Annotated in this window: 16 protein-coding genes; 13 read left to right on the top strand and 3 right to left on the bottom strand. The window is 50.0% G+C overall.

The window, feature by feature from the left end:
- Positions 1 to 30: 30 nt before the first annotated feature.
- From FDF36_RS14095 to FDF36_RS14035, 13 genes are all read left to right on the top strand, one after another.
- Positions 31 to 1332 (top strand): glycoside hydrolase 5 family protein, encoded by a 1302-nt coding sequence (locus FDF36_RS14095; RefSeq protein WP_220391760.1) that lies wholly within the window; start codon positions 31 to 33, stop codon positions 1330 to 1332.
- Complete coding sequence (locus FDF36_RS14090; protein WP_220391759.1) at positions 1329 to 3773, top strand: glycoside hydrolase family 3 N-terminal domain-containing protein; 2445 nt, start codon at positions 1329 to 1331, stop codon at positions 3771 to 3773. Before FDF36_RS14095 ends, FDF36_RS14090 begins: the two co-directional genes overlap by 4 nt.
- 5 nt (positions 3774 to 3778) lie before the next feature.
- Positions 3779 to 5032: a uroporphyrinogen decarboxylase family protein gene (locus FDF36_RS14085; protein WP_220391758.1), complete on the top strand. Its 1254-nt coding sequence runs from the start codon at positions 3779 to 3781 to the stop codon at positions 5030 to 5032.
- Between the two features lie 153 nt (positions 5033 to 5185).
- Positions 5186 to 5824: a corrinoid protein gene (locus FDF36_RS14080; protein WP_032541477.1), complete on the top strand. Its 639-nt coding sequence runs from the start codon at positions 5186 to 5188 to the stop codon at positions 5822 to 5824.
- A 2-nt stretch (positions 5825 to 5826) separates the two neighbouring features.
- Complete coding sequence (locus FDF36_RS14075; RefSeq protein WP_220391757.1) at positions 5827 to 6528, top strand: vitamin B12 dependent-methionine synthase activation domain-containing protein; 702 nt, start codon at positions 5827 to 5829, stop codon at positions 6526 to 6528.
- A gap of 6 nt (positions 6529 to 6534) precedes the next feature.
- Positions 6535 to 7539: a uroporphyrinogen decarboxylase family protein gene (locus FDF36_RS14070; protein ID WP_101602630.1), complete on the top strand. Its 1005-nt coding sequence runs from the start codon at positions 6535 to 6537 to the stop codon at positions 7537 to 7539.
- Positions 7540 to 7630: 91 nt separating this feature from the next.
- Positions 7631 to 8755: a glycoside hydrolase family 26 protein gene (locus FDF36_RS14065; protein WP_032540826.1), complete on the top strand. Its 1125-nt coding sequence runs from the start codon at positions 7631 to 7633 to the stop codon at positions 8753 to 8755.
- 36 nt (positions 8756 to 8791) lie between these two features.
- Positions 8792 to 9964 (top strand): 4-O-beta-D-mannosyl-D-glucose phosphorylase, encoded by a 1173-nt coding sequence (locus tag FDF36_RS14060; RefSeq protein WP_032537178.1) that lies wholly within the window; start codon positions 8792 to 8794, stop codon positions 9962 to 9964.
- Positions 9965 to 9989: 25 nt separating this feature from the next.
- The gene (locus FDF36_RS14055) at positions 9990 to 11369 is read left to right on the top strand and encodes an MFS transporter (protein WP_032531190.1); all 1380 of its coding nucleotides are present in this window, start codon (positions 9990 to 9992) and stop codon (positions 11367 to 11369) included.
- Between the two features lie 11 nt (positions 11370 to 11380).
- Entirely contained in the window at positions 11381 to 12559 is a 1179-nt protein-coding gene (locus FDF36_RS14050) for an AGE family epimerase/isomerase (RefSeq protein ID WP_220391756.1), read from the top strand.
- Between the two features lie 69 nt (positions 12560 to 12628).
- On the top strand, positions 12629 to 14392 hold the full coding sequence (locus FDF36_RS14045) for a DUF6057 family protein (protein ID WP_220391755.1): 1764 nt from the start codon (positions 12629 to 12631) through the stop codon (positions 14390 to 14392).
- 6 nt (positions 14393 to 14398) lie between these two features.
- The gene (locus tag FDF36_RS14040; RefSeq protein ID WP_220391754.1) at positions 14399 to 15859 is read left to right on the top strand and encodes a TolB family protein; all 1461 of its coding nucleotides are present in this window, start codon (positions 14399 to 14401) and stop codon (positions 15857 to 15859) included.
- A 15-nt stretch (positions 15860 to 15874) separates the two neighbouring features.
- Complete coding sequence (locus FDF36_RS14035) at positions 15875 to 16993, top strand: Rid family hydrolase (protein ID WP_220391753.1); 1119 nt, start codon at positions 15875 to 15877, stop codon at positions 16991 to 16993.
- A 605-nt stretch (positions 16994 to 17598) separates the two neighbouring features.
- Here FDF36_RS14035 and FDF36_RS14030 read toward each other — a convergent pair.
- The 3 genes from FDF36_RS14030 to FDF36_RS14020 all read right to left on the bottom strand — a co-directional run bounded on the left by FDF36_RS14030 (position 17599) and on the right by FDF36_RS14020 (position 22959).
- Entirely contained in the window at positions 17599 to 18747 is a 1149-nt protein-coding gene (locus FDF36_RS14030; RefSeq protein ID WP_220391752.1) for a hypothetical protein, read from the bottom strand.
- Between the two features lie 169 nt (positions 18748 to 18916).
- On the bottom strand, positions 18917 to 20191 hold the full coding sequence (locus FDF36_RS14025; protein WP_220391751.1) for a hypothetical protein: 1275 nt from the start codon (positions 20189 to 20191) through the stop codon (positions 18917 to 18919).
- 68 nt (positions 20192 to 20259) lie between these two features.
- The gene (locus tag FDF36_RS14020; protein WP_220391750.1) at positions 20260 to 22959 is read right to left on the bottom strand and encodes a TonB-dependent receptor; all 2700 of its coding nucleotides are present in this window, start codon (positions 22957 to 22959) and stop codon (positions 20260 to 20262) included.
- Between the last annotated feature and the right edge of the window lie 102 nt (positions 22960 to 23061).

Below are 23061 nucleotides of genomic sequence, written 5' to 3'. Positions count from 1 at the left end.
AGAATCTTATAAATAAAACATCTGATAATTATGAAAACCCTATCGAGTATACTACTGACCTTGCTGGTCGTGTTCGGGGCATGTACTTCTCCCCGGATTTCTTCCGATCCTTTTGTCCGTGTGTCAGACGGGCGTCTGACGGTGAATGGAAAACCTTACTATTATATTGGGACCAATTTCTGGTATGGAGCCATATTGGGGTCACAGGGGCAGGGGGGTAATCGTGAAAGGCTGCTTCGTGAACTCGATCACCTGAAAGCCCATGGAATCAATAACCTGCGTGTTCTTGTCGGGGCCGACGGAAAAGATGGTATCCCGACCAAAGCTGAACCTGCGCTTCAGATAGAAGCGGGCGTATATAACGATACTATTTTCGACGGACTCGATTATTTCTTATCGGAGTTGGGCAAACGGGATATGTATGCCGTGCTTTTCCTGAACAATAGTTGGGAGTGGTCGGGCGGATATTCCCAATACCTTTATTGGGCGGGACACGGTGAGGTACCGATGCCGAATATAGCCGGATGGGATGCTTTCTCCGGTTATGTGGCACAATACGCTAAGTCTGAAAAAGCACACCGTCTGTTCCGGAATCATGTTACCCACGTCGTGAATCGTGTCAACCGGTACACGGGAAAGAAATACAGTGAAGATCCTGCGATCATGTCCTGGCAGATAGGAAATGAGCCCCGTCCGTTCGGTGAGGAGAATAAGGAAAGCTTTGCGGCGTGGATTGCGGATTGTGCGGCACTTATTAAATCATTGGACCCTAATCATCTGGTCTCGGTCGGATCGGAGGGAATGGCCGGTTGTGAAGGAGATCTTTCACTTTGGACTTCCATTCATGCCGATGCCAATATCGATTATGCCACGATTCATATCTGGCCGAACAATTGGGGATGGATCGATAAGAAAGATATTCCGGGAACTCTCGGACAGGCCATAAAGAATACTTGCTCTTATATTGACATACATGCCCAAGAGGCCCATAAGATAAACAAGCCGTTGGTGCTTGAAGAGTTCGGTTTGCCGAGAGACAGCGTAAAGTTTGCCTCGGACAGTCCGACTGTCCAACGAGACCTTTATTATAGGAAAGTGTTTGATATCGTCAAAAAGCATGCTGCCGGGAAAGGCGTTTTTCAAGGATGTAATTTCTGGGCATGGGGTGGATTTGCACAACCCCGCCACCTCTTCTGGCAAAAAGGAGATGACTACATGGGAGATCCCGGGCAGGAAGAACAAGGGTTGAATTCGGTTTATGCAACGGATTCGACAGTGGATATGATTAGAGAGACGGTAAATGATATTAACCAGATAATTCAGAAACAATGAAAATGAAATTACTGTGTATTCTGTTACTGGGAGTGATTCCCATATGCCCGATCCATGGCAAGGATACGTTCGGGAAGAAAAAAGATAAAGCAACGCGGCTCCTTTTTTATGATCTGAATAAGAACGGGCAGATGGATACCTATGAAAACCCCTCTGCTCCGGTAGAAGAGCGTGTGGAGCACCTTCTGTCACAGATGACGCTGGAAGAAAAGGTAGGCCAGATGCTTACTTCATTGGGATGGCCGATGTACGAACGGGTGGGAGAGGAAATTCGCCTGACTGCACGGTTGGAAAAGGAAATCAGCGAATATCATATCGGGGCACTCTGGGGCTTTATGCGGGCCGATCCATGGACACAGCGCACGCTGCATACCGGCCTCAATCCTTCATTGGCTGCCCGCGCCTCCAACCGTCTTCAGGCTTTTGTCATGGAGCATAGCCGTTTGGGCATTCCGTTGTTCCTGGCAGAAGAATGCCCTCATGGACATATGGCGATTGGTACAACCGTTTTTCCCACTTCCATTGGTCAGGCCAGTACCTGGAATCCGGAGCTGATCCGGCAGATGGGGCGTGTTATTGCAACCGAAGCAAGTGCTCAGGGAGCGCATATCGGTTATGGACCGGTACTTGATTTAGCCCGCGATCCGCGTTGGTCACGTGTGGAAGAGACTTACGGAGAAGACCCTTATCTGAATGGAGTGATGGGAGCTGCTTTGGTACGCGGTTTTCAAGGGGACACACTAAGGGGGCGTAAAAGCGTAATTGCCACTCTCAAGCATTTTGCCTCGTATGGCTGGACCGAAGGGGGACATAACGGAGGTACTGCCCATCTGGGCGAACGTGAACTGGAAGAAGCTATTTTCCCTCCTTTTCGTGAAGCTGTAGGGGCAGGAGCATTGTCGGTGATGAGTTCGTATAATGAAATAGACGGTAATCCGTGTACCGGAAGCCGCTATTTGCTGACAGATATTTTGAAAGACCGTTGGCAATTCAAAGGTTTCGTCGTGTCCGATTTGTATGCTATTGGCGGATTACGGGAACACGGAGTTGCAGGCAGTGACTATGAAGCAGCCGTGAAAGCTGTGAATGCCGGGGTGGATAGTGACCTGGGGACGAATGTATATGCGGAACAACTGGTTGCCGCAGTTCGAAAAGGAGATGTCGCTATGGAGACAGTAGATAAGTCGGTACGCCGCATATTATCTCTCAAATTCCACATGGGATTGTTTGATGCTCCGTTTGTTGATGATAAGCGTCCGGCACAACTGGTTGCCTCTCCCGAGCATATCGGACTGGCTCGTGAAGTTGCCCGTCAGTCGATCGTTCTGCTTAAGAATGAAGACAAGCTGTTACCGTTGAAGAAGGATATTCGTACCCTTGCCGTCATAGGTCCCAATGCCGATAATGGTTATAATATGCTTGGTGACTATACAGCCCCTCAGGCAGACGGTTCTGTGGTGACTGTTCTGGGGGGCATCCGGCAAAAAGTTTCTAAAGACACCCGTGTGCTTTATGCCAAAGGTTGTGCCGTGCGGGATTCTTCCCGTACCGGATTTGCCGATGCCATAGAGGCTGCCCGTAGTGCCGATGTCGTGGTGATGGTAGTAGGAGGATCGAGTGCCCGGGATTTTTCTTCGGAATATGAAGAGACAGGAGCCGCCAAGGTCTCTGCAAACCGGGTCAGTGATATGGAAAGTGGAGAGGGATATGACCGTGCCACACTTCATCTTATGGGCAGACAATTGGAATTGCTGGAAGAGGTTCGCAAATTGGGCAAGCCGATGGTATTGGTCCTGATCAAAGGGCGCCCGTTATTGATGGAGGGAGTCATTCAGGAAGCAGATGCAATTCTTGATGCCTGGTATCCGGGTATGCAGGGAGGAAATGCTGTGGCAGATGTGCTATTTGGCGATTACAATCCGGCAGGTCGTCTCACACTTTCCGTTCCGCGTTCGGTTGGACAGCTTCCGGTGTACTATAATACGAAACGTAAGGGAAATCGCAGTCGCTATATAGAAGAGGCGGGTACTCCCCGTTATCCTTTTGGCTATGGCCTTAGCTATACGACGTTCTCCTATACCGGCATGAAGGTTCGGGTGAGTGAAGAAAGCAATCACTGCCGGGTAGATGTATCGGTAACTGTACGCAACCAGGGTACAGTGGATGGTGACGAAGTGGTGCAGCTTTATCTGCGGGATGAAGTCGGCAGCTTTACAACCCCTGACAGACAGCTGCGTGCTTTCAGCCGTGTACGCCTGAAAGCAGGTGAGGCCCGGGAAATAACTTTTACTCTCGACAAGAAGTCGTTGGCCCTGTATATGCGGGACGGTGAATGGGCCGTGGAACCGGGACGTTTTACAGTCATGGCAGGAGGCTCTTCCGAAGACATTGCCTGTCAGCAGGAATTTGAGATAAACCGAAAATATACTTTTAAAATGTAAATGCTATGAACGGATCAAGAGATAAAGTGCGCAGTGCACTCAATCACCGGAATACAGGTAGTGTACCGGTCGATTTCGGTGCAACAGCGGTTACAGGCATTCATTGCCGCATTGTAGAAGCATTGAGGAATTATTATGGGCTGGAACCCCGGCCGGTAAAGATTGTGGATGCCTTTCAAATGTTAGGGGAAGTAGATGCGGAACTGGCTGAAAAGATCGGGGTGGACTGTATCGGTATAGGAGGTCCTAAAGATATTTTCGATCTGGATGTAACCCGTATGCGTGAACAGACAACACCTTGGAGACAACTGGTGCTGGTGCCTGAAGCGATGGATCTTACTCCCGATGCTCAAGGAGATGTTTATGTGTATGCCGGAGGAGATAAAAGCTATCCCCCCAGTGCCGTGATGCCCAAAGGATGCTATTTTATTAATGCCATCGAGCGTCAGCACCCCATTGACGAAGAACAACTGAATCCGGAAGACAATGTGGAAGAGTTCGGATTGCTGACGGAGGGAGATCTGGCTTATTACCGTTCGGAGACAGATAAAGCATATCAGACCGGCCGGGCCGTCGTGGCCAGTTTCGGAGGCACAGCCTTGGGAGACGTTGCTTTTGTTCCCGGTATGGGGCTGAAGCAGCCGAAGGGGATCCGGAGTGTGGTGGAGTGGTATATGTCTACAGCCATGCGGCAGGATTATCTGCATCAGGTATTTGAGAAAGAGATTGATATTGCCATTGCTAATTATGAGAAACTTTGGGCTGCACTCGGAGATAAAATAGAGGTGGTGCTGACATGTGGTACAGATTTCGGTTCACAAGAGTCGCAGTTTTGTTCCATAGATACCTTCCGCGAACTTTGGTTGCCGCACTATCGGCGGATGAACGACTGGATACATCAGCATACCACCTGGAAAATATTCAAGCACTCTTGCGGAGCTATCATTCCCATTTTGCCCGGGCTGATCGAAGCCGGATTCGACATTATCAATCCGGTCCAGATTAATGCCAAAGACATGGATTCCCGGAGGTTGAAAGAGGAGTTCGGCAGCCGGCTGACTTTCTGGGGAGGAGGGGTCGACACGCAGAAGATACTGCCTTTCGGCACTCCGGACGAGATACGTCGCCATGTAAAGGAGCAGTGTGAGATATTGGGACGTGACGGAGGGTTTGTTTTTAATGCCGTCCATAACATTCAGGCCAATGTTCCCGTCGAGAATGTAGTTGCGATGTTCGATGCTTTAAAGGATTTCCGCTGAGGACCGTTTGCGGGGCTATAATTATTGACAATATGAAAATCGGCCGGCAACTGTTGCCGGATGAGGATACATCAATGCAATGAATCTATGTCAGAGGTTCGTTGGGAAAGAGTACGTATATATACATTATTAATCTTATAAATGATAAATGCCATGAATAACCTCAATGAATTATATGAAGCCATCTTGGCGGGTAAATTGGAACAGGCAGTCAGCGTTACCAGAGAAGCGGTTGCCGAAGGAGTCGCACCTCAGGAGATCATCAATGAATATATGATCAAGGGCATGGAAGCCATCGGTGCACGTTTTGAATCGGGACAGGTGTTTGTGCCGAATCTCCTGATGAGCGCACGTGCCATGCGTGGTGCGCTCGATATACTCAAACCACTGATGCAGGGAAAGGCCGATTCGTACATCGGCAGGATTGTGATTGGTACGGTCAAGGGAGATCTGCATGATATCGGTAAGAACTTGGTCGCCTCCATGTTTGAAGGCTGTGGATTTGAAGTCATCAACCTGGGAGTAGACGTATCGAGTGACAAATTCATCTCTGCGGCACTGGAGAACAAGGCAGACATCATTTGTATGTCCGCGTTGCTCACCACTACCATGAACTATATGAAGGAGGTAATCGATGCCCTTGAAACCTCCGGATTGAGGGGAAAAGTGAAGGTGATGGTGGGAGGTGCGCCTGTCAGCGATGCTTTTGCCAGGTCTATCGGTGCCGATGCCTATACCAGTAATGCCAATGCAGCCGTAATCATGGCTAAAAAGTTGATAAACGCCTGCTGAACATGCTTATGAATCCGCATATCGTTGAAGGATGCCTGCCTTTCACCTCGTTGAGGCTCGATCCGGAGGACATCAGTCTTTCGATGGGTGCCGGTTACGTGCCCGACGCAGAGATGCGGGCAATGTGCCGTGCACTCGAAGAAGAGATTGCCGGCATTTGTATTCCCCGGTTTCTGTATATTCTGTTCGATTCCGAACCGGCCGGTACTTGCGAAGTGGGAGTGAATGGGATTTGCCTGAAGACGGGAGCCGTTATTACTCCCTATCTGAAAGATGCTGCGGGCTATGCGCTCTTTGTGGCCACTGCGGGGCGTGAGTTTGAGGCTTTTCAGCATGAAACGTGCGCCCGGGGTGACATTCTGCGGGAGTTTCTTCTGGATGCCTATGGTTCAGCGATTGCCGAAGCTGTCGTCCGTGAGGTGTGCCGGAAGGTGGAAACACAGATGTTCGCTTTAGGCTATGGGGTGAGCCATCCTTACAGTCCCGGTTATTGCGGGTGGCATGTCACACAGCAACAGTTACTTTTCAGTTGCCTGCCCGAATCTCCTTGTGGGATTCGGTTGAGTGATTCTTCCCTGATGTCACCCATTAAGTCGGTCAGCGGTATTCTTGCTTATGGTCCCCGCATGGTCAAGCGGAAATATGGATGCGAACTGTGCGGCAAAGCCAATTGCTATAAAAACAGAAATAAACTAAAAAGATAGAATGCTATGGAACTGTCACAATATATAAAAGATAAATTAGTATCAGAGAAACGGGTGGCAATGCCCATCATGACCCATCCGGGCATCGAGTTACTGGGTAAACGGGTGCTGGATGCCGTAACGGACGGAGAAATCCATTATCACGCTATCCGTGCCTTGAATGAATGTTTTCCGCAATCGGTGGCTTGTACCACCATTATGGATCTTACAGTAGAGGCAGAAGCCTTTGGAGCACAACTCAGTATGTCTTCAAATGAAGTACCCAGCGTGTCCGGGCGCCTGCTTGCCGGATATGCAGATGTAGAGGCCTTGCAGGTTCCTTCACTTGAATCCGGGCGTGTGCCTCAATACTTGCAGGCCGACCGCCTGGCGTCAAAAGGGATAGATAAGCCCGTGCTGGCGGGATGTATCGGTCCTTACTCTTTGGCAGGACGTCTGTATGATATGACGGAAATCATGATGGCTATTTATACAGAACCCGAAACAGCCCGGCTATTGCTTGAAAAATGTACGGAGTTCATTCTCCGCTATTGTCTTGCTATTAAGGAGACCGGGGTAGCCGGGGTCATTATGGCGGAACCGGCTGCGGGGCTTCTTTCGAATGAAGATTGCCTGCAATATTCGTCTGTCTACGTGAAACGCATTATTGATGCCGTGCAGGACGATTCGTTTACGGTTATCCTGCATAATTGCGGTAATACGGGACATTGTACTCCGGCTATGCTGGCTACCGGTGCCCAAGGATATCATTTCGGTAATAAAGCGGATATGCTTGCCGCTCTCCGCGAGTGCCCTTCGGATGTATGGGTGATGGGGAATCTGGACCCTGTGGGCGTATTCAGGATGTTAACTCCCGAAGAAGTTTTCGCGCAGACAGAAGAACTTCTGAGCTGTACAGGCGGATACGCTAACTTTATTATCTCTACCGGTTGCGACACTCCGCCCGAAGTACCTTTTGATAACATTCAGGCTTTTTATCTGGCTGTAGAGAAATACAATAAGGGGAGATGAATGATAATACCAGTATTGGATAATATTGTACTTGTTTCCGGGGGGAATCCCTCCTACTTTTGTGAAGTATTCATTGCTAAATAAACGATTTATGATTAAGAGAATAAAGATATTGGCTACAGGTGCACTGCTGATGGCAGGATTGGGCGCCTGTTCTCCTTCGGGAAAGAAAACGGGGTCGGAAACAGTTGCTGATACCCTGCGTACAGCGGAAACGGTGAACTTATTGAATAATCTCCGGCAGATTCCCGGACAAGGATTCATGTTCGGTCACCATGACGATCCGCTTTACGGTGTGGGCTGGGAAGGTGACGAAGGGCGCAGTGATGTGAAAAGTGTGTGCGGTGACTATCCTGCGGTTATGTCGTTCGATCTGGGACATATAGAATTGGAAGGTGAGAAAAGTCTGGATCATGTGCAGTTCCGTAAAATACGGCAGGAAACGATTAACCAGTACAAGCGTGGAGGAATGGTTTCTTTCAGTTGGCACCTCGACAATCCGTCAACCGGCAAAGACGCATGGGATGTGAGTGACACGACGGTCGTTGCCTCCATACTTCCGGGTGGAACACATCACACCAAGTTCGTGGGTTGGCTCGATGCCGTTGCGGCCTTTATGAATACTCTGGAAACAGAAGACGGGACAAAGATACCGGTTCTTTTCCGTCCCTGGCACGAACATACCGGAAGCTGGTTCTGGTGGGGACAAAACCTTTGTACGGCTGAACAATACAAAGCCCTCTGGCGGATGACGTATGAACGTATGCATGCCAAAGGAGTAAAGAACTTGCTTTATGCTTATTCCCCGGGATCGGAACCAAAGGATTCGGCAGCTTATCTGGAACGTTATCCGGGAGATGACATCATCGACCTGGTGGGCTTTGACACCTATCAGTTCGACCGGACGCAGTATATGGAGCAACTGGATAAGTCACTTGCCATCCTGACAGAAGTGGGGCAGTCGCACAATAAGCCTATCGCCATCACTGAAACCGGTTTCGAAGCTATTCCCGATTCTACCTGGTGGACACAGACACTCTATCCGGTAATCAGCAAGTACCCTATCAGTTATGTGCTGGTATGGCGCAATGCACGTGAACGGGTGAATCACTATTATGCTCCTTATCCCGGGCAGGTGTCTGCCGATGACTTTGTGAAGTTCTACCGTGAGCCGAAAACTTTGTTTGTCTCGGACGTGAAAGACCTTTATAAATAGAAAATCAAATAAATAACGATAAAAACACTGTCCATTATGAGTCTGTTTAATGATAAAGTTGCTAAATTGCTCTCCGGGCATGAAGCACTGTTAACACGCAGGAACGAACCGATAGAAGAAGGAAACGGAGTGATAACGCGTTACCGTTATCCTGTGCTGACCGCTGCGCATACGCCTGTCTTTTGGCGATACGACCTGAATGAGGAGACGAACCCTTTCCTGATGGAGCGTATCGGCGTGAATGCAACGCTGAATGCCGGGGCCATTAAGTGGGAGGGGAAATATCTGATGCTGGTGAGGGTAGAGGGAGTCGACCGCAAATCATTCTTTGCTGTTGCCGAAAGCCCGAATGGCATTGATAATTTCCGTTTCTGGGAATATCCGGTGACTTTGCCCGAAGATGTGATTCCGGCAACCAATGTATACGATATGCGTCTCACCGCCCACGAAGACGGTTGGATTTACGGCATCTTCTGTGCCGAGCGGCATGATGATGATGCTCCTGCCGGTGACTTGTCGTCGGCTACTGCCACGGCCGGTATCGCCCGCACCAGAGACCTGAAAAATTGGGAACGCCTGCCGGATCTGAAAACAAAGAGCCAGCAACGCAATGTGGTGCTTCATCCCGAGTTTGTGGATGGAAAGTATGCACTCTATACCCGTCCGCAAGACGGATTCATAGATACCGGTAGCGGAGGAGGTATCGGGTGGGCACTGATTGACGACATGACTCATGCAGAGGTGAGTGAAGAGAAGATTATCGACAAACGCTATTACCACACCATCAAAGAGGTGAAGAACGGTGAAGGGCCGCATCCCATCAAGACCCCTCAGGGATGGCTTCACCTGGCTCATGGGGTACGCAATTGTGCCGCCGGACTGAGGTATGTGCTGTATATGTATATGACTTCGTTGGAAGACCCTACCCGGCTGATAGCCTCTCCGGCCGGCTACTTTATGGCTCCGGTAGGAGAAGAGCGCGTCGGTGATGTATCGAATGTACTCTTTTCGAATGGCTGGATAGCCGATGATGACGGGAAAGTGTTTATCTACTATGCCTCGTCGGATACCCGGATGCACGTGGCCACCTCGACTGTCGAACGGTTGGTGGACTATTGCCTGCATACCCCTCAGGACGGTTTTTGTTCCTCGGCTTCGGTGGAGGTACTGAAAAACCTGATTGAGCGGAACCTGAAACTGATGAAATAAGAAAACCAAGAATAGAATGACCACTATGATTACACTGAAAGAGAAGATCGGCTACGGATTGGGCGATATGGCTTCATCCATGTTCTGGAAACTGTTCGGTTCTTATCTGATGATTTTTTACACCGATGTGTTCGGGCTGCCGGCCGCTGTGGTAGGAACCATGTTTCTGATTACCCGGGTGTGGGATTCGGCTTTCGACCCTATTGTGGGAGTGATTGCCGACCGTACCCAGACCCGCTGGGGCAAGTTTCGTCCTTACCTGCTGTATCTTGCTGTCCCCTTTGCGCTGATAGGTATCTTTACCTTCACCACTCCGCAACTGAGCGATACGGGAAAACTTGTCTATGCCTACATCACCTATTCTTTGATGATGATGGTATATTCGGCTATCAATGTGCCTTATGCTTCTCTGCTGGGAGTGATGAGTCCCGATCCGAAAGAGCGGAACACGTTGTCCACCTATCGCATGACTTTTGCCTATATCGGCAGTTTCATCGCTTTGTTGCTGTTCATGCCGATGGTAAATCTGTTTGGAGGTGCGGAGGATGAACAGCGTGGCTGGATGTTGAGTGTAGTGGTGATCGCTGTGATGTGTGCGGTTCTGTTCTATCTCTGTTTTGCGTTGACGCGTGAACGGGTGAAACCGATCCGGGAAGTGCAGGGCTCTCTGAAAGATGACTTGAGGGATCTGCTTCACAACCGCCCGTGGTGGATCTTGCTGGGTGCCGGAGTGGCGGCTCTGGTCTTCAACTCCATCCGTGACGGAGCTACGGTTTATTATTTTAAGTACTTTGTGGTAGAAGAGGATTATTCAACAGTCTCCCTCTTCGGGGTCTCTTTTGTGCTGAGCGGGCTTTACCTGGCAGTGGGGCAGGCTGCCAATATCGTGGGGGTGATTCTTGCCGCGCCGGTCAGCAACCGCATTGGCAAAAAGAATACATATATGGGAGCCATGAGCCTGGCTACCATACTTTCCGTCATTTTTTACTGGTTCGGAAAAGGAGATATCGCTCTGATCTTTGTCTTTCAGGTACTCATCAGCATTTGTGCCGGAAGTATCTTCCCTTTGCTCTGGTCGATGTACGCCGATTGTGCCGACTACTCCGAACTGAAAACAGGCAACCGGGCTACGGGGCTGATCTTTTCCTCTTCGTCCATGAGCCAGAAGTTCGGATGGGCCATAGGAAGTGCATTGACCGGTTGGCTACTGGCTTACTTCGGATTTCGTGCCAACGAGGTGCAGAGTGTAGAAGCCATTCACGGAATTAAGATGTTTCTCAGTTGGTTGCCGGCCGTCGGGACGGTACTGTCTGTTATCTTTATCAGCATGTACCCACTGTCGGAGAAGAGAATGAAAGAGGTGACCTCGGAATTGGAGAAGAAAAGACAAACTGCTCAATCATGATTCAAAATACTATGGACAAGATTCTTAAACAGGAAATGCTGGAAGAACTCACCACCCACATCCTTCCCTACTGGATGGAACGGATGGTGGATCAAGAAAACGGTGGATTTTACGGACGTATCACCGGACAGGAAGAACGGATGCCTCAGGCAGAGAAAGGAGCCATTCTGCATGCACGTATTCTGTGGACCTACTCTGCCGCTTACCGCCTGTTGGGCAAAGAAGAATACAAAGAGATGGCAACCCGGGCCGAACGTTACCTTATCGACCGTTTTTATGATCCGGAGTTCGGAGGAGTTTATTGGTCTCTTGATTACAGGGGTGAGCCGTTGGATACCAAAAAACAGATTTACGCCATCGGTTTTGCCATTTATGGTCTGAGCGAATATCACCGGGCCACCGGAGATCCGGAAGCATTGGAGTATGCCGTCCGTTTGTTCTATGACATAGAGTCCCATAGCTTCGACCGAATAAAGAACGGCTACTGTGAAGCGCTTACCCGGGAGTGGAACGAGATAGCCGATATGCGCCTTAGCGAGAAAGATGCCAATGAACGCAAGACGATGAATACCCATCTGCATATCCTTGAGCCTTATACCAACTTATACCGGGTTTGGAAAGACGAGGGGCTGAAACGGCAGTTGCGTAACCTGATAGAACTTTTTATGCAGAAGATATTGGACAACGATACATTCCACCTGCGACTCTTTTTTGATGATGACTGGCAAAGTAAATATGCCGTTATTTCGTATGGGCATGATATTGAAGCCTCCTGGCTGTTGCACGAAGCTGCCCGCATACTGGGAGACGCCGAACTCCTTGCTGAAGTGGAACCTGTTGTGAAGAAGATCGCTGCGGCCGCATCCGAAGGTTTCACTCCCGACGGAGGAATGGTGTATGAAAAGAACCTCGCTACGGGACATGTGGATGGCGACCGTCATTGGTGGGTACAAGCCGAAACCGTAGTCGGATACTATAACCTGTTCCGCTATTTCGGTGATTGCGAAGCTTTACAGCGTTCCGTGGCCTGTTGGCGATTCATCAGGCAACATCTGATTGACGATGTCCACGGTGAATGGTTCTGGAGCCTTCGTGCCGACGGTACCGTCAACCGGGATGATGACAAAGCCGGATTCTGGAAATGCCCTTATCATAACGGGCGTATGTGCATTGAGCTGTTGGGCGGATAAACGCATTGTTTCCCCTTTCGTTAGATTGTTTTCCAAACTTTTTGTACTTTTGGGCACAATTTAGCGAATATGAAAAACAAGCACGTCAAGAGAGTGAACCTGCTTCTCTCCATCCTGTTGGGAGCAGGTGTCTTTATCTTCTTTGGAGTATATTATCCTTATCATCTGCACTATCAGGAACAGTTCCAGATGTTTCTTTTCACGTCCGGGTATTTTGTCGAACGGGTATCCCATCCCGGTGGAGTGGCGGATTATTTAGGTAATTTCCTCACTCAGTTTTATTATTATTCGTGGGCGGGAGCCGCTGTCTTAGCAGGTGTATTGTGGGGCATGCAACGTTTGGTTGCATTTATTGCCGGACGTATGGGAGAGTGCTCTTTGTGGTATCCGCTTACCTTGCTGCCCTCTTTGTGTTTCTTTATTCTTCTTTGTGACGAGAACTATCTCCTTTCGGGAGTCCTTTCCGCTTGCATGGTGTTGGGGGCAGTTGCGGGATATACCTGTATTTTCAATCCTGTCGTACGCCGTATCTCCCTTTGGGCAGGCATTCCGGTACTCTATATGTTGGCGGGAGGTTGTGCCTGGTTGTTCATCCCGCTGGCTTTGATGGTTGAGTTTTGGCGCTTCGGCACGAAGCACTCTTCCTTATGGCTTCCGGCAGGCGGAGCGATTCTTGTTGCCGGAGTCACAATCTGGGCCTCCCGGTGGTTGTTTCCTTATCCGATGGACCGCTTGTTGTGGGGAATCGGAAGTTATCGTTTCCCTTTATTCTTTCCGAAAGTACAAGTGATTGCCTGGATAGCTCTCGTGTTGGTTCCACCGTTAGTAGCCTGCCTGCCCGGGAAGATTACCCGGGGACGTTACGTTGTGGCCCTTACGGGGCAGTTCCTGTTGATGCTGTTGGCCATGAATCTCCTTGGCAAGCGCAGCATCGCGATGAATAAAGAGGCAGTAATGGCCTATGACTATCACGTACGTATGCAGGATTGGGACGGTATCATTGCCCTGGCCGGGAAGAAATTGCCCGATACTCCCATGGCGGTTTCCTGCCTCAACCTTGCCTTAGGGATGAAGGGGCAATTGGCCGACCGCATGTTTCACTATCGCCAGCGTGGAAAAGAGGGACTGTTCATGTCGTTTGTCAATGACTTTACAATCCCTCTGGTAGCTGCCGAACCCTATTATTACCTGGGAATGGTGAACACAGCCCAACAACTTGTTTTTGAAGCGATGGAGGCCATCCCCGATTATCAGAAGAGTGTCCGCTGTTTTAAGCGGCTTGCCGAAACAAATCTGATAAACGGAAGATATGAAGTGGCAGGCAAATATCTGCGTATCCTGCAACATACCCTTTTTTATAAAGACTGGGCCACGGAGATGCTGGCTTGTCTGGACGATGAGGCGCGGATCGATGCACATCCCGAGTACGGACGCCTGAGAAAACTCACCCCGCAAACCGACCTGTTTTTCAATCCGGCAGAACCGGAGATGACGTTGTCATTGTTGTTGCAGGCAAATCCGGAGAACCGGATGGCCTATGAATATCTGATGGGCATAATCCTGCTGAAGAAAGACATGGGACGATTCGTTCACTATTATCCTTTGGGAGAGAAACTGGGCTACCGCTCGATACCGAAGAGTTATCAGGAGGCACTGCTGTTTGGCTGGAGTATGCAGAAGCATACGCCGGGAGAGGAAATCCCCTGGAAGATTAACCGGGAGACAGGAGAGCGGTTGCGGGAGTATGCGCGCATTTACACTTCTACACGGTCTGAGGAGGCGTTGGCACCCCGGTTTGGAGATACTTACTGGTTCTATGTACATTTTAGATAAAAGATTATGAATAAGATAAAACAGTGTTTAGGTATCCTGCTGTTATCATTAACAGTGGTTTCCTGCCGGCAAAAGGTGGTATCGCCCGTTCCGGTAGATGCACTTCCTCCGATATGGCCCGACTATGCGGGGGTAACGATTCCCGCTACCATTGCGCCGCTCAACTTCCGTGTGACTGCCGACGGGGCGGAGGCGGTAGATGTCGTGATTTCCGGAAAGAAAGGAGATCCCATCCGGACAAGCGGAGAATCTGTGGAGATCCCTGCCGGAAAATGGAGCGAGTTGCTGGAGAACAATAAAGGGGACAGCCTTGAAGTGAAAGTATGTATCCGTCAAAACGGACAATGGAAAGCGTATCGGTCTTTCCCGTTCTATATCAGTCCGTTTCCCATTGATTACGGATTGGTGTACCGCCTGCTTGCACCGGGATACGAAATATACAGCAAGATGGGTATCTACGAGCGCGAACTTTCTACGTTCCGCCAGACTCCTTTGTTTGAGAATACTCAGGTGACGGCCGCCTGCGTCAATTGTCATGCTTTCAACCGGACGAACCCCGATCCGTCCAGCCTGCATGTCAGAGGCGGACACGGAGCCACGGTGATGACCATCGGTGGAGAGAGCGAGTTCCTCGATACCAAAGCTGACGGACAGCTTTCTGCCTGTGTTTATCCTTATTGGCATCCTTCGGGCGAATACATCGCTTATTCGGTGAACCGGACCAACCAGACTTTCCATCTGGGAGGGAAGAAGCCTATCGAGGTTTTTGACCAGGCTTCGGATGTGGTAGTCTACCATCCGCAGTCACATCGGATACTGACTACTCCTTTGCTGAGTACCGCCGCATTCGAAACATTTCCCGCCTTCTCGCCCGACGGCCGGACACTTTATTTCTGTTCGGCGGAGCAGAAAGAGATGCCTGCCCGGTATAAAGAGGTGAAATACAGCCTGTGCAGCATTGCTTTCCATCCGGAAGACGGAACGTTCGGCGACCGGATCGATACGTTGATCTCAGCCCGCACGCTGGACAAAAGTATCTCTTTCCCCAAACCTTCGTTCGACGGAAAGTATCTGATGTTCACGCTTTCCGATTATGGGAACTTCTCCATCTGGCACAAAGAGGCCGATCTCTGGTTGCTGGACTTGAAGACCGGAGCCTATCGCAACCTGGAGGAGGTGAACAGTGACGACACGGAAAGTTATCACAACTGGAGCAGCAATTCACATTGGTTTGTGTTCAGCAGCCGGAGAGGTGACGGGTTGTACACCCGCCTTTATATCGCCTCGGTGGACGGACAGGGGCGTATAGGGAAACCTTTCCTGCTGCCTCAGCAAGATCCGTATACGTTCTACGATCAGTTGATCTATTCGTATAATGTTCCCGAGTTTGTGTCTGCTCCGGTGCAATGGGACAAGCGGGAGATGGCTAAAGGGCTGATGTCGAAGGAGCGAGTTAAAGTGAAATAAAAAGAGAGTAAGAGTATGGAATACAGAAAATATAGATTTGAGTACTTAAAGGTTACTATTGAATATTCCCTTTTTGGGGGTGAGGGAGAAACGAAGGAGGCGCATCTGATGTTTCATGTCGATCCGGAAGCGGGGAGTTATGAAGAGCAGCTGACGGCTATTTGCAAAGCATATCATAAGACATTGGGCAGGAAGATAAAACTCAGGGGAATGGTGCCGGCGTTTTGCCGTTACTTCCTGAGTGATGCCGCCAATCAGTGGGAGGTTTTGCAAGCTGTTTTGCAGGAAGAGCCATCGTATGCTGTCTCGGTCGTGCAACAGCTTCCGTTGGATGGAAGTAAGATTGCTTTGTGGGTCTATCTGACCTCCGAACGGAACGCCGCTTATAAGCATTACTGGACAGCCGGTGCGGGTGTGCCTTGCGGTAATTCGGAGCAGCAGATGAAAACCTTGTTAAAATCTTACGAAGCCGATTTGACCGGAAAAGGCTGTACGCTGGCTTCCGATTGCATCCGTACCTGGATCTTTGTGCAGAACGTGGATGTGAATTATGCGGGCATTGTCAAGGCGCGCCGTGAAAACTTTGTCGGGCAGGGACTGACCGAATCGACCCATTATATAGCCAGTACCGGCATAGAGGGGCGGCATGCCGATCCGAAGATACATGTGCTGCTCGATGCCTATGCGGTAAAAGGATTGCAGCCGGGACAGGTGACTTACCTGCATGCGCTGTCTCACCTCAGCCCGACAGCCTTGTATGGAGTAACTTTCGAACGGGGAACTTCCGTGGAGTATGGCGACCGTCGCCATCTCTTTATCAGCGGTACGGCGAGTATCGATCATCGCGGTGAAGTGGTTCATGTAGGTGATGTCCGGGAACAGACCCGGCGGATGTGGGAAAATGTAGAGAAGTTGCTCGAAGAGGGCAAAGCCGGTTTTGAGGATGTGGCGCAGATGATTGTTTATCTACGGGACGCTTCGGATTATCCGGTTGTGCGCGCTCTGTTTGCCAAACGCTTTCCTGATACACCGATACAGTTTGTTGTTGCCGCTGTATGCCGGCCGGCCTGGCTGATCGAGATGGAGTGTATAGCGATCGTCGCTAACGGTAACTCCTCTTATGAATCATTCTGATAGAATATATTCGATTCTTGTGATAGAAAGATATGAAATGCGCTGTTTGCCAAACAGCGCATTTCTTTTTCCAGGTCCGTCCGGGAGAAGAAAAGCCTGACAAAGGGACTTTCTGCTCCGGAAAGCCAAGGTCTGAGGCTCCAAAAGCCGGCATTTGATGAGAATAGAGCCGGAGTTTTGGAGAAAAGAAGTAAGCATTCGCTCCGAAAGAAGTAAGCGTTTCCCGAAAATGCTTACTTCTTTTCGAAATATCTCCTAATGTTTTTCCGGATTACTCCTATTGTTTCCGATCGGAGGTTCAAAAGTGGACGGAATCTTTCCGGTTGCTACTCTGAGATGAACAAAGCGGAAGTGATAAAAAGTTGCGTTTAGAGGGATATCACTGTCTATCGGTTGCCTGTCCTCTGGAAAGCAGTGCGGTTTTGTTTGTCTTTGGCTCGTTTGGCCTACGAAAGCAATCATGCCGGATTGCCATAGGAGGCGTTTTTCGCAGAGCGCCTTTCCCTCGGGCCGAAAGAAAGCAATCTGAGAGGATTGAAATATCATTTTGGCAGAATGTCAAAACCGCTCTGTTAAGCGGCAATGAATAAGACTCCGTGGTGAATTCAATACTCTGTCTCTTGCGGGTTGAAGTTGCACCATCCTTGGGTCCACTCCGGATAACCGGTTTCTTCCTTTTCGCTGAATACTACGTTATCCGTTGAGGCCGGTGTGCCCTCCATGTCCGATGGATATCCGCTGATCCGGCAGTTCCGGAAAGTCACCGATGTATTGTTGCCCATATACAGTGCCGCGCCGAATAACCCGAGCATGCTTTCATTTTCCGGCCGGAGGCCGCCGCCATTGATAAAGTCGGGATGATTTACGAACGAGGCATCCCCTGAGGCAGGGCCATAGATCGTGACATCTTCAAAGGTGGCGGCTGTGGTAGGTGTCGCAGGAGTGTTCGTGCCATTATTGCTGCATTCGAAGGCATGAGAACCCGTGATGTCCGCTATTCGCGGATGGCGGATGCCCAGCAGATGCCGGCATGTGCCACTATAGCCGTTGTCTATGTCGAAATCGTCGTCCCAGCAGTGATAGGCCACCAGATATTCCGCATGAACCGTTCCGCCGAACCATTCGAAGGCATCGTCGTTGGCATACGATACTTGCAGGTGGTCTATTTGCGTGCCGTTTCCTACCGAACCGAAGGTGATGCCGTTGATCTCCTGGTTTTTCTTGAACGGATATCCCGCAAACTCTACACGGACGTAGCTCAGGACGCCCGAATTATCCGCGTTATTCGGACCGCCGTGCATGGTACGCGGGCCTCCCTCTATCTGCATGATGTCTTCATTGTTCCGGGCATAACCACATAAAATCAATCCTCCCCAGTCACCCGGTTTCCGTTTTCCGGCGGGCATTTCGGAGGTGAATACGATGGGAGCATCTACCGTTCCTCTGGCAATCAGTTTCCCGCCCGGTTCTACAATTAGGGCGGCGCGGGTTTCCTTGTCTCCTTTGATAACGGTGCCCGCTTCAATGGTCAGCGTCGAACCGTAAGTGACGTAACACCATCCCTTCATCAGGTAAGTGCCCCGTTTCAGGTATTGATGATCTTTTATCTCGAAGGTCTGTTCCCCGTTTCCGATGATGTTCTCACCATAAATAATGTTATTGCCCTGTCCGTTGTTCTCGTCGTCCGTACAGCTACTGCCGGCTAGGCAAACCAGTGCTGTCAATGCGATAATCTTTAGTCTGTATCTGTCCATAGTTTGAAAAACAGGTAAATGTGTCAAAATCCACCACAGAGGACACAGAGTAACACAGAGACAATTTTAAATTGTTGATTATTGGTGAAAAACTCTGTGATGCTCTGTGTTACTCTGTGGTGAAAAGAGTTTCGATACTACCTCTTCATTCTGTGAGTGTATACGTGATTTATAACTTGGTCCAACCTTTGGTCCATTCGTTGTCTGCTTTCACTGCGCCTTTATAAGCCGCTTTCTCAAAGAAGCTGTCTGCCGAGAGGTCGGCTCCTCCTTCTTGGATTCCGATGAAGGTATTGCTGAAGCTGAAAGTCTGGTTGATGGCATTGTGATTCTCTGCGGCTGTGAACAGGGCAGAAGAGTAACCGCCGTCACCGCTTGCCTTGATATCTCCCGCGATAGCGATGTAGTTCAATACCGAAGGACCATTCACCAAGTACTTCTCGGTCTGTTCTGTTTCGGTAGTCAGGTTATTGGCTTTGCCTGTAACCAGAGCATTGTAGATTTTGGCCTGAGTTCCGGCACGCAGGCGGATGCCTCTCTTACCTTCGTCATTGTTGGCGCCGATCAGTGTCAGGTTAGCCAGTGTGGGGCATGAAATCGGAGTGGCATCCATGTTCTTGTCATAATTGTCGGCTTCGATCAGGCAGTCGCATGTATATCCCAAAGTGGCGGGATCTTCTTGGTAGGCGACAAAGAATTGCCCTTTTCCGCTCCATCCCTCTGTCCAGTCGAATGAATCGTCGCTGTTGCTCACCGATACCAGATATTTGGCATTGACCGTACCTCCGAACCATTCGAAGCCGTCGTCGGTACCTTTGTATGCTTCGAGGTATTCGAGGGTCGTACCGTTTCCTACACCATAGAAGGTGAAGCCGTTACACTCCTTTTCCGTAGTGAACTTGTATCCGGCGTATTCCAGGCGAATGTACTTCAGGATACCCGAGTTGTCCGCCGGATCGGAACCACCGTAAGCGGCATCTCCGACTTCCGATTTACCGGTCGATCCGATGTTGATCGGGGCTTTGCCGCAAATGTGGATGCCGCCCCATGCTCCCGGTTCTTTGGTATCGGCAGTCATGACAATCGGTGCGGAGGCAGTACCTACCGCTTCGATCTTGGCTCCCTGCTCCACGAGGATGTAGTCGATGGTGGCATCATCGCTTTTGGCGCTGATTGTCACACCTTCGCCGATCTTCAGGGTAGAACCGGCTTTGACGATATATTCTCCGTCGAGGGAGAAGTTGTAGCCTTTGGTCAGGATGACGGTTTTCGACCCGTCTACGCTTCCTTTCAGTGTTCCGTTGTTGGCGATCACCTCTTCGCTGTCGCCGTTTCCGCCGTTTTCGCCGTTGTTGTCGTCACTACAAGCTGCAAGTGAACACATTCCCATCAGGGCTGCTACGGCCCAAGAGTTGAGTTTTAGATAATTCATTTTCATATTCATACTGTTTATGGTTTATACTATCTGTTTGATTATTCATATAAATACTCTGTGTGACTCTGTGGCGAGCCTTAGAATCTGTACGAGACTCCTATTTCCGCATTGGTTCCCGGACGGAATGATTCTACTTCCACCTTCTGTCCTGTTGTCGGCAGCTCCTGTTTGAAGCGGATGGTACTGTTCAGTAAGTCTTTCATCTGCAGGCGCAGGCTCAGGTGTTTGTTGATGGCATAGCTTGCTATGAAGTCCATCGTGTGCAGGGTCTGCTGCTTGATGTTACCCGTTCCGTAGATACCTACTGTCTCGATGCGCGGGCCTTGCACATTGTAAACCAGTGCCAGCGTCAGGTCGCTTTCTCCTCTCAGTCGAGGAGTATAGCTGAGGTCTGCATTGATCAGGAACGGAGAGGCTCCTTGCAGAGCGCGTTCCGAGTCGGTATATACCCCGCCTTCGGGCAATATGACGTTTGTATACATGTACGAACCGTTGGCTCCGATGCGGAAGTTCTTGAACAGTTCTTTGCGGAATTCTATTTCCACTCCTGTGGCTATTCCGTCTTCGGCGTTACGGAAAGAGCGGATCACTGTGCCGCCCGAAGATTCCTGAGTCTGTTCAATCGGCGATTTCAGTTTCTTAAAATAACCGGTGACAGAGAACATATCCCCGTTGTTGCGTTTCGGAAAGAAGTCATAGCGCAGGTCAATGTTATAGTTATAAGCGTTCTTCAGTTCGTTGTTACCGCGGATATAGGCACTTCCGTAAGATTCCTGATAGAGGAACGGAGCCATTTCGATAAATGAAGGGCGGGTGACGGTGCGTGATACGGAGAGACGCAGGCTGTTGGTTTCGTTTATGCTGTACTTCAGGTTCAGTGCCGGGAAGAAGTCGCCTTTGTCCAGGTTCGTTTTCTTCTCCTGTCCGCCGTCCGTCCAATAGCGTACCCATTGTTTGGCCTGCTCGTAGCGCAGTCCCACGTTGACCAGCAGAGATTCCATCGGGTAGTATTCTATTTCTGCAAACCCTGCCCATACATCCATTCCGGCGTAGTAGTTGTAACGGGGCTGTGCGTCGATGTTGGCTTTTATCGTCCCGTTGGCTATGTTTTCCTGATTCAGGTATCCGTTGGTATCATAAATGTTGGTGACGTCAGCGTTCAAGGCATTGATGTCGTAGTAGAAGTTCACGCTTTCAAAGTCGCGTTTTTTGCTTTTGTAAGTACCTCCCACACGAACCTGGTTCGCATCTCCCCATTTGTACGAAGTGCGCAGATCTCCTACAATCTCTTTCTCTTGCAGTTCTCCGAAGTAGCGGTTGGTAGTCTGGTTGAGTTTAAAGAGGTTCAGTTTATCGCTGCCTTCGTTACGGAAGAAGACCACCTGCCGGCGATCCGGTTCGTCACTGTTGGTCAGTCCGTACGAAGCGCTCCAGTTTACATCCCACTGAGAGGTCAGTTCGTGGTGTCCCAGCAACTGGTTGTTCAGTAGTGAGTAGGCATGGAAAACGCTGTTGCTCGATGTGATGTTGTTCTTTTCGGCATCGATCCCTTCGCGGGACATGTAGTCGTTGATGGCATTGCGTGCATAGAATACGGTGAAGTTGATGTGGTCCGCCTGCCGGAACGAGTAGCCGATGTTGCCCAATCCGGCTATTTTCAGTGCGCTGGAATAACTGTCATAATTGAACTTGTCGAGGTGTGTGCCCTGAGCGGTCATAGTGGTCACGTAGGCGTCTTTCAAGATTTGGTTTTCGTTGCTGACACCTACCGAGGCAAGCACGCTCAGGCGGTTGCCGTTGGGCAGAGTCCAGCTCTTGCCTCCTCCCAGGTTACCACCGAATTCGGGCAGTGAACGGTGCTTGCTGATGGCGAAGTTTGTGCCGAACGGGTCATTGTTGCGGGCGTAATCGCGGAACTCGCTTTTACCCATAGCCAGAATCCGGTCTTTATTCCTGAGGTTTCCTGTACTGAAGAGTCCGCCTTTCCGGTCGCTGTAATAGAAATCTTTTCCGACAGTGTTGAAGCGTCCCCCCACGTTGAAGCCGATGGAGAAAAAGTCACTTCCCGTGTTCTCTTTGGTGCTGATGTCGATATGTGCACCCGAATAGTCGGCAAAGGCTCCGGCGGCATATACCTTACTGACAGTGATGTTCTTTACGGTAGAGGCCGGGAAGAGGTCGAGCGGAATCAGCTTGTTGTCCGGGTTGGGCGAGGCGATGGGCAAACCGTTCAGGGTGGTCGTGCTGTATCGGTCGCCCAGTCCGCGTACTATCAGCTGTCCGGCGCTTGCAATGGAGATACCGGTTATTTTCTTGACTCCGTCCTGTACGTTCGATATACCTTTCAGGGTCATCTCCTTGGCTCCCATGTTCTCGATGGCAAGTGTTGCTTTCTGTCTCTCTTGCAGTAAAGCCTTTTCGCCTTCCAGGTTTTTCCGGGCCACTACGGTTACGGCATCCAGCGTTTGCGCGTCTACTTCCAGTTCAAAGTTCAGCGTCGCATCGGCTTTCACTTTCACTTCATTCATCCGGAGTGTTTTATATCCTATATATTTCACTTCAATGGTATAGGTACCGTTGCTTAGCGTCAGTGTGTAGTTACCGTCTACATCGGCTACGGTCCCGGTCGTGGTTCCGGCAATTTGTACGGTAGCTCCGGTCAGGGGTTCTTTGGTCTGTTTATCAATGATGGTTCCCTGGATGACCCCTGCTGTGATTCCTAAGGAAAATGTTGCGAGAAGAAGAGTGGAGAGAAGTCTCCCGATTTGTTGTTTCATGTCTTTTTATCTACGTTTTTCTGTCGGTGCAAAGTTGCGCGATTCAGATTACGGGGGTGATACATGCCCTATACGATTCATTGACATCTGTGTTACATTCCT

This window comes from Bacteroides fragilis (assembly GCF_019583405.1).
Lineage (GTDB): Bacteria > Bacteroidota > Bacteroidia > Bacteroidales > Bacteroidaceae > Bacteroides > Bacteroides fragilis_B.
Note: the sequence above shows the minus strand (reverse complement) of the source record. Positions and strands in the feature narration are given on the sequence as shown.

What these genes read in the sequence shown, in the direction of transcription:
- FDF36_RS14095 (WP_220391760.1), top strand. Translation starts at nt 31, where the DNA reads ATGAAAACCCTATCGAGTATACTACTGACCTTGCTGGTCGTGTTCGGG.
- FDF36_RS14090 (WP_220391759.1), top strand. Translation starts at nt 1,329, where the DNA reads ATGAAAATGAAATTACTGTGTATTCTGTTACTGGGAGTGATTCCCATA.
- FDF36_RS14085 (WP_220391758.1), top strand. Translation starts at nt 3,779, where the DNA reads ATGAACGGATCAAGAGATAAAGTGCGCAGTGCACTCAATCACCGGAAT.
- FDF36_RS14080 (WP_032541477.1), top strand. Translation starts at nt 5,186, where the DNA reads ATGAATAACCTCAATGAATTATATGAAGCCATCTTGGCGGGTAAATTG.
- FDF36_RS14075 (WP_220391757.1), top strand. Translation starts at nt 5,827, where the DNA reads ATGCTTATGAATCCGCATATCGTTGAAGGATGCCTGCCTTTCACCTCG.
- FDF36_RS14070 (WP_101602630.1), top strand. Translation starts at nt 6,535, where the DNA reads ATGGAACTGTCACAATATATAAAAGATAAATTAGTATCAGAGAAACGG.
- FDF36_RS14065 (WP_032540826.1), top strand. Translation starts at nt 7,631, where the DNA reads ATGATTAAGAGAATAAAGATATTGGCTACAGGTGCACTGCTGATGGCA.
- FDF36_RS14060 (WP_032537178.1), top strand. Translation starts at nt 8,792, where the DNA reads ATGAGTCTGTTTAATGATAAAGTTGCTAAATTGCTCTCCGGGCATGAA.
- FDF36_RS14055 (WP_032531190.1), top strand. Translation starts at nt 9,990, where the DNA reads ATGATTACACTGAAAGAGAAGATCGGCTACGGATTGGGCGATATGGCT.
- FDF36_RS14050 (WP_220391756.1), top strand. Translation starts at nt 11,381, where the DNA reads ATGGACAAGATTCTTAAACAGGAAATGCTGGAAGAACTCACCACCCAC.
- FDF36_RS14045 (WP_220391755.1), top strand. Translation starts at nt 12,629, where the DNA reads ATGAAAAACAAGCACGTCAAGAGAGTGAACCTGCTTCTCTCCATCCTG.
- FDF36_RS14040 (WP_220391754.1), top strand. Translation starts at nt 14,399, where the DNA reads ATGAATAAGATAAAACAGTGTTTAGGTATCCTGCTGTTATCATTAACA.
- FDF36_RS14035 (WP_220391753.1), top strand. Translation starts at nt 15,875, where the DNA reads ATGGAATACAGAAAATATAGATTTGAGTACTTAAAGGTTACTATTGAA.
- FDF36_RS14030 (WP_220391752.1), bottom strand. Translation starts at nt 18,747, where the DNA reads ATGGACAGATACAGACTAAAGATTATCGCATTGACAGCACTGGTTTGC.
- FDF36_RS14025 (WP_220391751.1), bottom strand. Translation starts at nt 20,191, where the DNA reads ATGAATATGAAAATGAATTATCTAAAACTCAACTCTTGGGCCGTAGCA.
- FDF36_RS14020 (WP_220391750.1), bottom strand. Translation starts at nt 22,959, where the DNA reads ATGAAACAACAAATCGGGAGACTTCTCTCCACTCTTCTTCTCGCAACA.